The sequence below is a fragment of the Kitasatospora sp. GAS1066B genome (assembly GCF_041262605.1).
Classification (GTDB): domain Bacteria; phylum Actinomycetota; class Actinomycetes; order Streptomycetales; family Streptomycetaceae; genus Kitasatospora.
The window spans coordinates 88,110-103,380 of sequence record NZ_JBGCCO010000013.1 but is presented as its reverse complement, the minus strand read 5'-3'; the positions used below and the strand labels follow the sequence as shown (position 1 = coordinate 103,380).

12 protein-coding genes are annotated in these 15,271 nt (G+C 73.8%); 8 read left to right on the top strand and 4 right to left on the bottom strand.

Features of this window, described 5'->3' with window-relative positions:
* Positions 1-84: 84 nt before the first annotated feature.
* The 7 genes from recR to ABH937_RS16850 all read left to right on the top strand — a co-directional run bounded on the left by recR (position 85) and on the right by ABH937_RS16850 (position 7,060).
* On the top strand, positions 85-684 hold the full coding sequence (gene recR, locus ABH937_RS16880; RefSeq protein WP_370218669.1) for a recombination mediator RecR: 600 nt from the start codon (positions 85-87) through the stop codon (positions 682-684).
* Positions 677-1,333, top strand: a complete 657-nt coding sequence (locus ABH937_RS16875; protein WP_280690969.1) for a DUF5063 domain-containing protein — start codon at positions 677-679, stop codon at positions 1,331-1,333. Before recR ends, ABH937_RS16875 begins: the two co-directional genes overlap by 8 nt.
* A gap of 430 nt (positions 1,334-1,763) precedes the next feature.
* Positions 1,764-3,044, top strand: a complete 1,281-nt coding sequence (locus ABH937_RS16870) for an aspartate kinase (protein WP_370218668.1) — start codon at positions 1,764-1,766, stop codon at positions 3,042-3,044.
* Positions 3,041-4,114: an aspartate-semialdehyde dehydrogenase gene (locus ABH937_RS16865; protein WP_370218667.1), complete on the top strand. Its 1,074-nt coding sequence runs from the start codon at positions 3,041-3,043 to the stop codon at positions 4,112-4,114. Before ABH937_RS16870 ends, ABH937_RS16865 begins: the two co-directional genes overlap by 4 nt.
* Positions 4,115-4,315: 201 nt before the next feature.
* A complete protein-coding gene (locus ABH937_RS16860; protein ID WP_280690963.1) occupies positions 4,316-4,837 on the top strand; it encodes a SigE family RNA polymerase sigma factor in 522 nt (173 codons plus the stop codon).
* Entirely contained in the window at positions 4,830-6,143 is a 1,314-nt protein-coding gene (locus ABH937_RS16855) for a hypothetical protein (RefSeq protein ID WP_370218666.1), read from the top strand. The genes ABH937_RS16860 and ABH937_RS16855 overlap by 8 nt, the downstream gene beginning before the upstream one ends.
* A gap of 131 nt (positions 6,144-6,274) precedes the next feature.
* On the top strand, positions 6,275-7,060 hold the full coding sequence (locus ABH937_RS16850) for an SURF1 family protein (RefSeq protein ID WP_280690959.1): 786 nt from the start codon (positions 6,275-6,277) through the stop codon (positions 7,058-7,060).
* 15 nt (positions 7,061-7,075) lie between these two features.
* Here ABH937_RS16850 and ABH937_RS16845 read toward each other — a convergent pair whose 3' ends face one another.
* From ABH937_RS16845 to ABH937_RS16835, 3 genes are all read right to left on the bottom strand, one after another.
* Positions 7,076-8,887, bottom strand: a complete 1,812-nt coding sequence (locus tag ABH937_RS16845) for a prolyl oligopeptidase family serine peptidase (RefSeq protein WP_370218665.1) — start codon at positions 8,885-8,887, stop codon at positions 7,076-7,078.
* Between the two features lie 45 nt (positions 8,888-8,932).
* A complete protein-coding gene (locus tag ABH937_RS16840; RefSeq protein ID WP_370218664.1) occupies positions 8,933-10,336 on the bottom strand; it encodes an MFS transporter in 1,404 nt (467 codons plus the stop codon).
* 70 nt (positions 10,337-10,406) lie between these two features.
* Positions 10,407-10,769: a nuclear transport factor 2 family protein gene (locus ABH937_RS16835; protein WP_280690954.1), complete on the bottom strand. Its 363-nt coding sequence runs from the start codon at positions 10,767-10,769 to the stop codon at positions 10,407-10,409.
* Between the two features lie 101 nt (positions 10,770-10,870).
* Between ABH937_RS16835 and ABH937_RS16830 the strand changes: the two genes are divergently transcribed.
* Positions 10,871-13,600, top strand: a complete 2,730-nt coding sequence (locus tag ABH937_RS16830; protein WP_370218663.1) for an AAA family ATPase — start codon at positions 10,871-10,873, stop codon at positions 13,598-13,600.
* Positions 13,601-13,627: 27 nt separating this feature from the next.
* Here the strand turns inward: ABH937_RS16830 and ABH937_RS16825 are convergent, their stop codons facing one another.
* The gene (locus ABH937_RS16825) at positions 13,628-15,184 is read right to left on the bottom strand and encodes an adenosine deaminase (protein ID WP_370218662.1); all 1,557 of its coding nucleotides are present in this window, start codon (positions 15,182-15,184) and stop codon (positions 13,628-13,630) included.
* Positions 15,185-15,271: the final 87 nt, after the last annotated feature.

The following is a 15,271-nucleotide window of genomic DNA, read 5'->3' as shown; positions in this document are numbered from 1 at the left end:
CGCCCGGTTCGTTGGATGATGGCACCGGCGGTACAGCGATACAGCGGTACGGCCGGGTCGTCTGACCAGTGGAAAGGCAGAGCGGTGTACGAGGGCGTGGTTCAGGACCTGATCGACGAACTGGGCAGGCTGCCCGGCGTCGGGCCCAAGAGCGCGCAGCGGATCGCCTTCCACATCCTGCAGTCGGACCCGGTGGACGTGCGCCGGCTGGCCCACGCGCTGCTCGAGGTCAAGGAGAAGGTGCGGTTCTGCGCGGTCTGCGGCAATGTCGCCGAGGCCGAGCGGTGTCGCGTCTGCCTGGACCCGCGCCGCGACCTCACGGTGATCTGCGTGGTCGAGGAGTCCAAGGACGTGGTGGCGATCGAGCGCACCCGCGAGTTCCGTGGGCGCTACCACGTGCTGGGCGGCGCGATCAGCCCGATCGAGGGTGTCGGCCCGGACGATCTGCGGATCCGGGAGCTGCTGGCCCGGCTGGCCGACGGCAGCGTCGGCGAGCTGATCCTGGCCACAGACCCCAACCTGGAGGGGGAGGCGACCGCCACCTACCTGGCCCGGCTCTGCAAGCCGATGGGCCTGAAGGTGACTCGGCTGGCGAGCGGGCTGCCCGTCGGCGGGGACTTGGAGTATGCCGACGAGGTCACCCTCGGCCGGGCCTTCGAAGGGAGACGACTGCTCGATGTCTGACAACAGCACGCACCAGGCGGTGCACACGGTCCACATGGCCGAACCCGACGACTTCTCGGTCCAGATCTCGGACTCGATCAAGAGTTTCGTGCTCGCGGTGACCGAGATCGCCAAGGGCGACGAGCCGGGCAGCGCCGTGTCGCTGCTGCTCCTGGAGGTCTCGCAGCTGCTGCTGGCCGGTGGCCGGCTCGGCGCCATCGAGGACGTGCTGCCGGAGGACCGCTTCGAGCCGGACGCCGGTCCGGAGCCGGACGGGGTCGAGCTGCGCGAGCACCTCGCCGAGCTGCTCGCACCGATCGACGTCTACCACGAGGTCTTCGACCCGTACGGGCCGCCGATGATGCCGAACACCTTCCGGATCTCGGACGACCTGGCGGGCGTGGTCAGCGACCTGCGGCACGGGCTGACCCACTACGACGAGGGACGGGTCAGCGAGGCGCTCTGGTGGTGGCAGTTCTCCTACCTGTCGACCTGGGGCTCCACCTGCACCGCCGTGCTGCGGGCGCTGCAGTCGCTGATCGCGCACGTGCGCCTGGACAGCCCGATCGGCGCGGTGCCGGACGGCGCCGACACCGATGACGACGGGCTGACGGACGAGCAACTGGAGCAGCAGGCGGGCGACTTGATGGCGGCCGAGTTGGGGACCTGACGGTCCGACCGACGCGCTCGCCGCGCAGCCGGCACCCCGGCAGCGCGGCGAGCCGGCTACTCGTCGGTCGTCGAACCGCACGAACTCCCCGAAAAGCACCCGGCCCCGCCCTTGCGACCCCCTCCGCGCCCCGCTTCGGAGAATTCGCCGAAAAAATCTTCGCGGCAAATTCCGAGCCCGCGCCGCCCCCTTCCGCGAATTCTTTCGAAACCGTCGCCCCTCGCCCGCAGAGTCGCCGGTCGAGCCGCCTGACCGGCGTTCACCAGGTGAAACGTGAGTATCAACATATGGAATATGGCTGACGGCCGCCCCCTGCTCGGTAGACTGACGGGCGACCGCAGTACCCCCGCAGAGGGGGTCTGGGGGGACCGGACGGCGCCACCCCGCGTCGGGTACCACCCCCCGAAGACGACTTAGTCGAGGAGCGCACGTGGGCCTTGTCGTGCAGAAGTACGGCGGCTCATCCGTTGCGGATGCCGAGGGCATCAAGCGCGTGGCCCGTCGAATCGTCGACACCAAGAAGGCCGGCCATGAGGTCGTCGTCGTGGTGTCCGCGATGGGCGACACGACGGACGAGCTGATCGAACTCGCCGAGCAGGTATCCCCCATTCCGGCCGGTCGCGAGTTCGACATGCTGCTGACCGCCGGCGAGCGGATCTCCATGGCCCTGCTGGCGATGGCGATCAGGGCGCTGGGACATGAGGCCCAGTCCTTCACCGGCAGCCAGGCCGGCGTGATCACCGACCAGGTCCACAACAAGGCGCGCATCATCGACGTCACGCCGGGCCGGATCCGCTCCGCCCTGGACGAGGGCAACATCGCGATCGTGGCCGGTTTCCAGGGCGTCTCCCAGGTGAGCAAGGACATCACTACCCTGGGTCGAGGTGGGTCCGACACGACCGCGGTCGCGCTGGCCGCCGCGCTCAAGGCCCAGATCTGCGAGATCTACACCGATGTGGACGGCGTCTTCACCGCCGACCCGCGGGTGGTGACGAAGGCCCGCAAGATCGACTGGATCGCCTACGAGGACATGCTGGAGCTGGCGTCCTCCGGGTCCAAGGTGCTGCTGGACCGCTGTGTGGAGTACGCGCGGCGCTACAACATCCCGATCCACGTACGATCGTCCTTCTCCGGTTTGCCGGGGACCATCGTCAGCAACACCAACCCGAACAAGCCCGAAGGGGGCGAGATGGAGCAGGCCATCATCTCCGGAGTCGCCCACGACACGTCCGAGGCCAAGGTCACGGTCGTCGGTGTGCCGGACAAGCCGGGTGAGGCGGCCCGGATCTTCCGCGCCATCGCGGACGCCGAGGTCAACATCGACATGGTCGTGCAGAACGTCTCCGCCGCCTCCACCGGGCTGACCGACATCTCCTTCACCCTGCCGAAGACCGAGGGCCAGAAGGCCATCGACGCGCTCGGCCGGGTCAAGGAGGGCATCGGCTACGAGTCGCTCCGCTACGACGACGCGATCGGCAAGATCTCCCTGGTCGGCGCCGGCATGCGGTCCAACCCGGGGGTCACCGCGACCTTCTTCGAGGCGCTCTCCGAGGCCGGCGTCAACATCGAGCTGATCTCCACCTCGGAGATCCGGATCTCGGTGGTCACCCGGGCCGACGACGTCAACGAGGCGGTCCGCGCCGTGCACAGCGCCTTCGGCCTGGACAGCGAGACCGACGAGGCGGTCGTCTACGGCGGGACCGGACGATGACCGGCGGCGGGGAGGAACGCAGCGGTCGGCCCAACCTCGCGGTGGTCGGTGCCACCGGTGCGGTCGGGACCGTGCTGCTCGGCATCCTCTCCGCCCGAGCGGACATCTGGGGCGAGATCCGGCTGATCGCCTCCGCGCGCTCGGCCGGCCGCCGGCTGACCGTGCGCGGTGAGCAGGTGCCGGTGGTCGCGCTCAGCGAGGAGGCCTTCGAGGGCATCGACGTCGCGATGTTCGACGTGCCCGACGAGGTCTCCGCGCAGTGGGCGCCGATCGCGGCGGCCAAGGGCGCCGTGGTGGTCGACAACTCCGGTGCGTTCCGGATGGCCGAGGACGTGCCGCTGGTGGTCCCCGAGGTCAACGCGGCCGCCGCCCGGATCCGCCCGCGCGGGATCATCGCCAACCCCAACTGCACGACGCTCTCGATGATCGTGGCGCTCGGCGCGCTGCACTCGGAGTTCGGCCTGAGCGAGCTGGTGGTCGCCTCCTACCAGGCGGCCTCCGGGGCCGGCCAGGCCGGGATCGACGCGCTGCGCGAGCAGACCGTGAAGGTGGCGGGGACGGCGGCCGGCGAGCAGCCGGGCGACCTGCGGGCGCTGATCGGCGACAGCGGTCCTTTCCAGGTGCCGCTGGTGCTCAACGCGGTGCCGTGGGCGGGTTCGCTGCAGGAGGACGGCTGGTCCTCCGAGGAGCTGAAGGTCCGCAACGAGAGCCGCAAGATCCTCGGGCTGCCGCACCTGCGGGTGGCGGCGACCTGCGTGCGGATCCCGGTGATCACCACGCACTCGCTGGCGGTGCACGCGGTCTTCGAGCGCGAGGTGACGCAGGCGCGGGCGCAGGAGATCCTGGCCCGGGCCCCCGGGGTGGTGCTCTACGACAACCCGGCGGCCGGCGAGTTCCCGACCCCGAACGACGTGGTCGGCACCGACCCCACCTGGGTCGGCCGGGTGCGCCGCTCGATCGACGACCCGACGGCGCTGGACCTGTTCCTCTGCGGCGACAACCTGCGCAAGGGCGCGGCGCTGAACACGGCCCAGATCGGCGAACTGGTGGCCGGTGAGCTGATCGGCTGAGGCCGACTCGACCTTTCGATCGGACCTGAGCTCCCTCCTCGGTGGAGGGAGCTCATCTCTTTGCGGAAGAATGTCCGCCGAACGGGGCAACCCTGAGGGGGGATCGAGTGTCCAACGGTCGTGACAGACCTGGCAGTGATAGTGGCGGCACCGACCGTGCGGATGCCGCGGGGCGCCGTGCGGCAGCCGGTTGAGTCAGCGATGACCACCGCCGCCACCGACACGGTCGGCGCCAGCGTCGACCTGCTCACGACCACCTATCAGGCCCACTACCGCGCGCTGCTGCGGCTCGCCGCGCTGCTGCTGGACGACCGGTCCAGCTGCGAGGACGTGGTGCAGGAGGCCTTCATCCGGGTGCACTCGGCCCGGAAGCGGGTGCGCGAGCCGGAGAAGATCCTCGCCTACCTGCGGCAGACCGTGGTCAACCTGTCGCGCAGCACGCTGCGTCGGCGGTTGCTCGGCATGCGACTGCTGCCCAAGCCCATGCCTGACATGGCCAGTGCAGAAGAGGGAGCCTACGATGCTCTCGAACGTGACCAGCTGAAAGCGGCCTTGCAAGGTTTGCAAAGGCGTCAGCGCGAGGTCCTGGTGCTTCGCTACTACGCCGACATGACGGAGGCCCAGGTGGCCGAGCTGCTCGGAATCTCGGTGGGTGCGGTGAAGGCGTACGGCTCACGCGGATTGGCGGCGCTGCGGGTGCTGATGGGGAGCAGTCATGACTGAGGATCAGTTCGGCCGCCGGAGCCCGGTCGGGCCGACCGGCGGTGCGTCGGCTGCGAACGCGTCGGCTGCGAACGCGTCGGCCGGGAGTGGGTCGGCCGGGAGTGGGTCGGCGGATCGGGAGCCGACCTCGGGTGAGGAGCAGGCGCTGCGCGCGCTGCTGCACCGCGCGGTGGACGGCCTGCAGCCCGATGCCGAAGCGCTGCCCCGGATCCGGCGGGCGATTCCGGCCCGACGGGTCCGGCACCGGCAGGCGTGGACCGGAGCGATGCTGATCGCGATGGTCTCGGCGGCCGCCGTGCCGACCCTGCGCGGTCTGGGCGCCCTGCAGCTCTCGGACGGCTCGGCGGTCACCCCGGGTGCCACCCCCGGTGCCACCTCCGGAGGTTGGCTCAGCGCCACGGCGCGCCCCGGGGGCGCGCGGTCGGTCGTTCCGCTTCCGGTGCCCGACGCGAGCGCCGGCGCGGCGAGCGGCAGCCCCAGCGGCACCGCGAGCGCGCCGGTCGGCGGCAGCCCCAGCGCGTCCGCCCAGGGCGCCACGGCGGGCGCGGCGGCGAGCGGCGTGACCGCGACGGCGGTCGTGCACCCCGCCTGCGGGCGAGGGGACCTCGGCGGCGGCCAGGCGACGGTGAGCGCGCCCGACGCCGCAGGGTGGGTGTACGGCGCGTTCACGGTGGCCAACGTCTCCGGGTACCCCTGCGCGCTGACCGATCCCGGGACGATCAGCGCGGTGATCGGCGGCAGTGGCGGCGGGACGGTGCGGGTGCTCGCGCACACGACCGGTGACCCGGCCACCAACCTGCCGGACCCGGCGAGCGCGACCGGCGAGCTGCTGCTGGGGCCGGGGGCCGGCTACCGGGTGCGGTTCGCCTTCCTGCCGGACGCGCCCTGCCCGGCGAACGGTCCCGCGGCCGGCGGCGGGCAGAGCCCGCCCGCCAGCCCCAGCGCGAGTGCCGCCACGCCGGCGGCGAGCGGGGGCGCGAGCCCCTCGAGCGGCGGCGCCGGCCCGGCCGGTGCCCCGGCCGGGGGCGGTTCGGCGGCGGGCGCCGCACCGGCGGGTGCGGCCGCGGACCGGGTCGCGGCCGGCGGCGACCAGAGCCCGCTGGCCGATGGCGGTCCAGCCTCGGTGGCGGCGACGCTCAGCCCGACACCGACCGCGACCGGCAGTCCCACGACGACCCCCACCCCGGCCGCCGTGCAGCTCGGCTACCGCCCGCTCGGCACCGCCCCGGACGCCGCCGGCACCAGCATCACCGGCGTCTGCGGCGGTGGCACGCTCTACCGCGGCGCCCCGGAGGCCGCCGGGTAGGTCCTGTCCGGTCGATCTTGCCGGGCGCCAAGATCGACCGGACAGGACCTGGGCCGCCCGCGAGCGCCCCTGACACCCCCGAGCGGGGGGCCGTGGTCGGCGGTCCGCAATCGCTGGTTACCGTGATGGATGTGTACCGATTCCTCCTGACCGCGCGCTGGCTCGGCGGCACCGTGCTCGCGATCCTCGCCATCGCGGTCTGCCTCTGGCTGGGCTCCTGGCAGCTGAGCCGTTTCGAGGGCCGGGTCGCCAGCCACCCCGCCGCCGCCCCGACCAGCCCCGGCGGGGCCCCGCAGCCGGCCGGAGCGCTGGACACGGTGCTGGGCGGGCCGACCGCGCAGGTCGGCACCAACAGCCTGGGCCGCGAGGTGGCCGCCGCCGGGCAGTACGACGCCGCCCACCAGCTGCTGGTCCCCGACCGCACCGTGGACGGACGTCAGGGCTACTACGTGCTCACCCCGCTGCGCACCGGCTCGGGCCGGGCGGTGGCGGTGGTGCGCGGCTGGCTCCCCGGCTCGCCGGGTGCCGCGCTGCCCGCCCCGCCGACCGGTGAGGTCACCGTCGTGGGCCGGCTGCAGGCCTCGGAGACCACGGACACCGGCGGCGCGGTCAACGGCGGCCTGCCGGTCGGGCAGCTGGGCATGATCAGCCCGGCCACCCTGGTCAACCTGCTGCCGTACCCGGTGTACGACGGCTGGGTGGCCGCCGACGGCGTGCCGGCCGGCCTGACCGCCGTGCCGACCACCCAGCCCGACGGCGGCAACGGCCTGGACGCGCGCGCCTTCCAGAACCTCGGGTACACGCTGGAGTGGTTCGTCTTCGCCGGGTTCGTCGTCTTCATGTGGTTCCGACTGGCCCGCCGCGAGGCGGAGGCGGTCCAGGACCGGGAGCTCGGGCTGGTCCCGGCCCTGGACTGACCTGCCGTCAGCGGCTCACGGCTTGAGGTGCCGCCGGGCGAAGTCCAGCTCCAGCCGCAGCTGCTTGATCCGCTCCTCCACCACCAGCGAGCCGTGCCCGGCGTCGTAGCGGTACACCTCGTGCGGGACGCCGAGCTGCGCGAGCCGGGCCACGTAGTTCTCGATCTGCTGGATCGGGCAGCGCGGGTCGTTCAGCCCGGCGCTGAGGTAGACCGGCACCCGCACCCGCTCCACGTGACTGAGCGGCGAGGAGGCCCGGTAGCGTTCGGGCACCTCCTCGGGAGTGCCGCCGAAGAGCGTGCGGTCCAGCGACTTGAGCGCCTCCATCTCGTCCGCGTACGCGGTGAAGTAGTCCGCGACCGGGACGGCCGCCAGGCCCAGCGACCAGTCGTCGGGCTGGGTGCCGAGACCGAGCAGGGTCAGGTAGCCGCCCCAGGAGCCGCCGGAGAGCACCAGCCGCTCCGGATCGGCCAGCCCCGAGGCCACCGCCCAGGCCCGCACCGCACCGATGTCCTCCAGCTCGATCAGGCCGACCCGCTCGCGCAGCGCGTCCGTCCAGGCCTGGCCGTAGCCGGTGGAGCCGCGGTAGTTGACCCGGACCACCGCGAAGCCGTGGTCCAGCCAGGCGGCGGGTCCGGCGGCGAACGAGTCGCTGTCGTGGTGGGTCGGGCCGCCGTGCACCTCGAAGAGGGTCGGGTACGGGCCGGGGCCGGCCGGGCGTTGGACCAGCGCGTGCACCCGTCCGCCGGGCCCGTCCACCCAGACGTCCTCCACCGGCACCGAACGCGGCGGTGTGCCGCCGGCCGCCCGCAGCACCACCGAGCCGGCCGTGGAGCGGACCACCGAGGGCTCGGCCGCCGAGGACCAGAGGAACTCGACGGTGCCGTCGGGGCGGGCGGTGGCGCCGGCCACCGTGCCGCGCGGGGTCTGAAGCCGGGTCAGCACGCCGGTCGCCAGGTCGTGGCCGAACAGCTCGCTGCGGGCCTCGAACTCGTGCTCCACCAGCAGCGCCCGCGCGTCCGGGCGCCACTGCGCCGAGACGTCGCCGGGCAGCGGCTGCCCGTCCTCGGTGTGCAGCGCCGGCTCGCTCTCGGCGCCGGTCAGCGGGTCCCAGATCATCGGCTCCCAGCGGCCGCGGCGCTGGTGGGCGACCAGCAGCCGGTTGTCCCCGGCCACCGGGGCGAAGCCCAGGCAGGCCAGCCCGCGCGGCTCCTGGCGACCGGTCACCTCGTCGAGCTCGGCGACCGTCGCGCCGTCGGAGGTCCGAACCACCCGGATCGCGCTGTGCATGGCGTCGCCGTGCTCGGTGTGCTCGATGGCCAGCAGCGCGCAGTCGTGGGAGAGGTCGCCGACCCCGCCGTACTCGGCGTGCCGGTAGATCTCCACCGGCTCGCTCGCGCCGGGGCGCAGCAGGTGCAGGGTGGTGCCGTCCTCGTCGGTGGAGCGGCCGACCACCACGGTGCCGTCCCGGCCCAGCGCCAGGCCCGCGTCGTAGGCCGGGGCCAGGCCGGGCACGGCCTCCTCGTCCGGGCCGCCCGCGAAGGGCTGGCGGCGCCAGACGCCGAACTCGTCGCCGTCGGTGTCGTCGAACCACCAGATCCAGGCGCCGTCGGGGGAGAGTGCCGCGTCGGTGGTGCCGCTGGGACGATCGGTGACCTGCCGGTGGGTGTCGGCCGCCCGGTCCCAGGCGTAGACCTCATAGCTGCCGGCCGCGTTCGAGACGTACAGCGAACGCTCCGGGGCGTCATCCGCCCAGTCGGGAAGTGAGACCCGTGCCGCCCGGAAGCGCTGCTCCCAGGCGGGCACGTCGTTCTTCTCGCTACTCATCCGAGTCACTCTGGCACGGCAGGGCGGGGATCCGGCAGTGGGGTGTCAGTTCCGCGGCAGCAGCCGGGAGAGCGCGGCCACCGCGAGTTCCAGTCCGGCCAGGACCAGCATGCTCAGGCCGAAGGCGTGGGTGTAGCCGTGCTGGAGCGCGCCGTAGAAGAGGTTGCCGAGCAGTGCGACGCCCAGCGCGTTGCCGATCTGCGGGGTGGTGGCCACCACCCCGGCCGCCGAGCCGACCAGCTGCGGCCGGACCGCCCCGAGCACCCCGCCGGTCAGCGGGCCGATCACCAGGCCCATGCCGAGCCCGTCCAGGAACATGCCGGGCGCCAGGCACCAGGCGCTGCCGCTGGTGCCGACCAGCTGCGCGGTCAGCGCGAGCACGCCCAGGCCCGCGGCCATGCCCACGGTGCCCAGCGCGACGGCGTGCCGGCCGAGCCGGGCGGCCACGCGGTGCGCGCTGAGCGAGGTGAGCAGGTAGCCGCCGCCGATCGAGACGAAGAGCAGCCCGGAGCCGAGTGCGTCCAACCCCCTGCCCTGCTGCAGGTAGATCGCGAGCACCAGGAAGAAGGAGGCCTGGCCCAGGTTGAAGGCGAGTTGGGCGAGCACGCCGACGGTGAAGCCGGGCTCGCGCAGCAGCCGGGGGTCGAGCACCGGGTGGGCGGCGATCCGGGACTGGTGCAGGGCGAACAGCGTGAAGAGGACGGCCGAGCCGGCCAGGCAGAGCCAGGTCCACAGCGGCCAGCCCTGCGACGGGCCCTGGATCAGCGGCAGCACCAGGGCGGTCAGCGCGCTGGTGACCAGGGCGCTGCCGGGCAGGTCCAGGCCGGTCCTCCCGGGCGCCCGGGACTCCGGCACACAGCGCTTGACCAGGGCCAGGGTGACCAGGCCGACCGGCACGTTGATCAGGAAGCAGCTGCGCCAGCCGAGGCCGAGGAGGTCGGCCCTGATCAGCAGGCCGCCGATCAGCTGGCCGAGCACCGCGCCGACGCCCATCGAGAGCGCGTACCGGCCGAAGGCCCTGGCCTGCGCGGGGCCGGTGTAGCTGTCCCGCAGGATGGCCAGCACCTGCGGGCCCATCAGCGCGGCGGCCAGACCCTGCACCACCCGGCCCGCGACCAGGGTCCCGGTGCTCGGGGCCAGGCCGCAGGCGGCCGAGGCGAGGGTGAAGAGCAGCAGCCCGAGCGCGAAGACCCGGCGGCGCCCGAACCGGTCCCCGAGCCGGCCGGCTGGCACCAGTGCGGCCGCCAGCGCCAGGCCGAAGCCCGCCACCACCCACTGCACACCGGCCGGGCCGGCGTGCAACTGGCTCTGCAGCGAGGGGATGGCGACGTTGACGACGAAGAAGTCGAGCGAGGTCACGAAGGTCGCGGTGAGCACGACGGGCAGCAGGCCGCGCGGCGGGCGGGGCTGCTCGGTGGCGATCGGGGCGGGGGCAAGGGTGGTGGCCATGGCGGACTGCTCCTTCGGGAAAATCGGGAAAGGGGCGCCGGCGGGGTCCGGCCGCCGGCGCCCCGGGGGTTCAGAGGGAGGGGACCTTGTCGAGGAAGCCGTGCACCGCGCCGATCAGGCCGTCCTCGGTGGCCACCAGCACGTCGAAGCCGACGACCAGCGGCTCGGCGCCCGCCGGGCCGAGGTCCCAGGTGAACCGGGCCAGGTCGTGGTGGGCGTCGACCGCCCCGAGGGTGAAGACCAGGCCGGGGAACTGGGCCTGGACGGCGCCGATCACGGCGTCCACCCCGTCCCGCCCCGCGACCTCGGCCAGCGGGTCGGTGTAGCTCGCGTCGGCGGCCCAGCAGGTGTCGATCAGCTTGCGTCGGGCGGCCGCGTCGGTCTCGTTCCAGGTGGCGATGTACTGCTCGGCCAGCTGCTGAAGGTTCGTCATCTTCCGTTCCCATCCTGTGTTCTGCGGTTTGTTCCGGCAGGTCAAGACGGTAGGCGGGATACGCACGGGCCGAATCGGTCACGCATAGGTAGGGTCGACCCATGCTGTACGGACGGGCGGGGGAGCAGGCCGCGGTCGGCGAGTTGCTGGCAGCGGCGGGCGAGGGACGCAGCGGGGCGCTGGTGCTGCGCGGGGAGCCGGGAATCGGCAAGAGCGCGCTGCTGGAGTACGCGGCCGAGCGGGCGGGCGCCGACTTCGAGGTGCTGCGGGCGACCGGTGTCGAGTACGAGGCCGACCTGCCGTTCGCCGGACTGCACCTGCTGCTCGGCCCCGCCCTGCCGCTGCTCGCGGCCCTGCCGGCGCCGCAACGCCGGGCCCTGGAGGCGGCGTTCGGGCTGGCCGAGGTGAGCGGCCCGGCCGACCGGCTGCTGACCGGCCTGGCCGCCCTGGGGCTGCTGGCCGAGCTGGCCACCGAGCGGCCGCTGCTCTGCCTGGTGGACGACGCGCAGTGGCTGGACCACTCCTCGGCCGGGGCGCTGCTGCTGGCCGCCCGGCGACTGGGGCGCGAGGGCGTGCTGCTGCTCTTCGCGGCTCGGGACGGGGAGGGGGCCTTCGTCGCGCCCGGGCTGCCCGAGCTGCGGTTGGCGCCGCTGGAGCCTTCGGCCGCCGCCGAGTTGCTCGCGGCCCGCGCCGGCGAGGACGGTCGCGGCCGGGTCGGCCTGCGCTACCGGGTGCTGGCCGAGGCCCGCGGCAATCCACTCGCGCTGACCGAGCTGCCCGCCGCGCTGGCCGCAGACCAGCCCTACCAGGGCGGCGAGTTGGCGCTGACCGAGCGGCTCAGGCAGGCCTTCCACGGCCAGGTCGCCCGGCTGCCCGCGCCGACCGGGACGCTGCTCCTGGTGGCCGCCGCCGAGGAGAGCGGCGAACTGGCCACCGTGCTGCGGGCCGCCGAGATGCTCGGCGCGGGGGCCGAGCACCTGGCCGCCGCCGAGCGGGCCGACCTGCTGCGGCGCACCCCGGACGGGCGGTGCGTGCTGCGCCACCCGCTGCTGCGCGCCGCGATCCTGGAGAGCGCGCCGCTGGACCGGAAGCTGGCGGCCCATCAGGCACTGGGCGCCGCGCTGCTGGCGAACGGCGAGGTGGATCGCGGCAGTTGGCACCTGGCGCTGGCCGCCACCGGGCCGGACGCCGAGCTGGCCGAGGCACTGGAGAACACCGCCCGCCGGGCGGTGGCCCGGGGCGGGCACGCGGGTGCGGCCGCCGCCTACGAGCGGGCCGCCCAGCTCGCGCCCGATCGCGAGCGGGTCACCCGCTGCCTGGTGCTGGCCGCCGAATCGGCGCTGGACGCGGCGGAGGCGGAACGGGCCGTCGCCCTCGCCCGGCGCGGTGCCGAGCTGACCGAAGAGCCTTTCACGCTGGCCGTGTTGGACTGGGTGCGGGCCACCGCCGAGTTCTGGCGCGGCGGTTACCCCGAGGCGCACCGGCTGCTGCTGGGCGCGGCGGCGCGGGAGATCGAACCGGCACTGGCCGCCCGGCTGCTGCTACAGGCCTTCCACACCGCCTGGTACCTGGGGGAGGAGCAGGTGGGCGACCTGCTCGACCGGCTGGCGGCGCTCGAGCTGTCGCCGGCGGACTCGACCACCCCGCTGGTCGAGTACCTGATTTCGGCCGCCGGTCCGACGCTCGGCCGGTCGGCGCCGCCGGCTCGCCCGCTGCCAGAAGTCGCCGCGCTGGCCCGGGCGGCCGGCGCGGACAGTCCGCGCGAGCTGGTGCAGCTCTGCGGTGCCTCGCTGATCCCCGGTCGGGACGCGGAAACCCACCTGTTGGCCGAGGAGTTGGTCGCCGAGGCGCGGGCGGCCGGTGCGCTCGGCCTGCTGCCCACGCTGCTCTTCTTCTTCGCCGAGGCCGAGCTCTTCCACGGCCGCCACCGGCAGGCCGAACTCGCGGTGGCCGAGGGGCTGGACCTCGCCCGGGACACCGCGCAACCGCAGTGGATCAGCCAACTCTCGGCGATGGACGCCTACCTGGCGGCGCTGCGCGGTGACGGCGAGCTGCTGGCCCGGCGGGTCGGCGAGGCACTGGCCGACCAGGCCACCGCCTGGGGCGCCCCGGCGGCGGGCACTTCCTGGAGCCGGTGGGCGCTGGCCCTGCACGATCTCGGCGCGGGCCGGGCCGCCGAGGTGGTGGACCGCCTGGAGCCGCACACCGCCGGCCGGTACCGCAGCCACGTCTCGGCCATCCGCACCGTGCCCGACCTGGTGGAGGCGGCCGTCCGGCTGGGCCGCCCCGAGCGGGCCGAGGCGGCCTTCCAGCGGTTCGCGAGCTGGTCGCGGCGGATCGGCGAACCGGACTGGACCCGGGCGCTGGTGCTGCGCTGCCAGGCGCTGCTCGGGCCGGCCGAACTCGCCGAGTCGGGCTACCTGGCAGCCCTGGAGCTGCACGCGGCCACCGACCGGCCGTTCGAACTCGCACGCACCAGCCTGCTGTTCGGCGAGTGGCTGCGCCGGGACCGGCGCAAGAGCGAGGCCCGGACCCGCCTGCGCGCCGCCCTGGAGATCTTCGAGCGGCTGGGCGCCGCGCCGTGGGCCGAGCGGGCCCGCGCCGAGTTGAGTGCGGCCGGGGCGGCCACCCCGGTCGCCGCCCCGGCCGGACCGTTGGCGGGGCTGACCCCGCAGGAGGAGCAGATCGCCCGGCTCGCGGCGAAGGGGCTGTCGAACCGGGAGATCGCCGCCCAGCTCTTCCTCAGCCCCCGCACCGTGGGCCACCACCTCTACAAGGCCTACCCGAAGCTCGGCATCGCCTCCCGGGCGGAGCTGGCCGAGCTGGTCTGATCAGGCGTCAGATCAACTGTGGGCGCGTTACTTCCGGAGCACCTGGCGCTCGAAGGCGGCGAAGCCGGCCTCCTCCTGCCACTGCGCGGCCGCCTTCGGGCTGCCCGCCAGCAGCGCCGCGCAGTCGGCCCCGGGGTGCCGGTTGCCCGGCCGCTCCCCGGCACACTCGGGAGCGAGCCGGAACACGTCCCCGTCCCGCCAGATGCTGGCGCCGGGCAGGAAGCCGTACTCGATCGAGGTGCGGGACAGCCGCTTGAGCGTGCGGTAGTCCAGGCCGTAGGTCTCGGCGGCCCGCCGGTACTCGTGGCTGATGTCGATCCGCTCCACACCCTGGTCGTCGGTGGCGAGGGCGACCGGCACGCCGGCGGCCAGGTAGCGCGGGAACGGGTGGTCGGCGCCCATCACGTTGAGGATCTGGGCGTTGCTGGTCAGCGGTACCTCGACCAGTACGTGGCGCTCCACCATGGTGCGCAGCAGGCCGTCCGGGTCGTCCTCGTGGCCGAGGTCCACGCCGTGCCCGATCCGCTCCGCCTGGCCCTTCTCCACGGCCTGGCGGATGTGGAAGCGCAGGTCCTCGGGCTTGACCAGGCCGGGGGCCAACTCGCCCGCGTGCAGCGTGATGTGTGCCTCGGGGTACTGGCCGTGCAGGTAGTCCAGCATGCCCATCTGCAGCTCGTAGTCGCGCAGCGCGACCGGCCCGTCCTCCGGCTGCACCAGGTTGACGGCGACGAACCGGTTGTCGTGGCGGGCGAGTTCCATGCCGAGCAGCAACTGGGTGAAGACCCGCTCGGGTGCCGTGCCGCGGCTCGCCTGGGAGATGATCCGGATCGGCAGCGCGCAGCCCGGGGTGGCCTGGGGTGTGCCGCAGTGCGAGACATCCCGCTGCTCGGCGAACATCCGGTCCAGGTCGCCGCTCGCCTGGGTGACCAGGTCGGCGATCTGGTGGTCGGCCAGCAGCTTGTCGCGCAGCGCGGGCAGGTCCGGGTCCCAGCCGACCTTGGCCGCGAGCGCGGCCGCGCCGCTCGAGGCCGGCGTGATCATGGTCTCCAGGTAGTACTGGTGCTGCTCCGCCGCCCGGTTGGCGACCTCGGCCAGCAGCCGCCCGGTGTGCGGGTAAGTGGCGGCACCGAACTTGCCGAAGGTGGCGAAGAAGTGGTCGTGACCGGATTCGGCGCCAGGCACGAAGTCCTGCATCGACCAGGCCCGGATCACCTCCTGCCGGAAGGCCGGGTCGGTGCTGGTGTCGGCGGCCGGCCGGGTGCCGGCAGCACAGGGCGGCTGCTGGGCGGTGTCGGTCGAGTCGATGCACAGTCCCTGCTCGACGGCCAGCTGCAGCAGCAACTCGGTGCTCGCCGCGCCGGACAGGTGGTTGTGCAGGTCGCCGCCCTTGGGAAGGTCGCGGAAGAAGGCGTCCAGCGCCTCGGGCCGGTCCTGGATCGAGGCCAGGTAGCGGGAGACCGCCGCGTCGACGGGTGGGTCGGTCGGTCGACCGAAGGCGGCGGTCGGCGCCAGCGGCGAAAGCGCCAGCGCGGCACCGAGGAGCAGCGGGATCCAGGCGCGGCGGCGGTTCGGGTACGTCGTCATGGGCGCATCCTGGACAAGATCACCCGGGTCGGCCGCATGTCGCGTGCCGGCGCACAGGGGCGCGTCGGGGGCGCTCGAACAGTACGA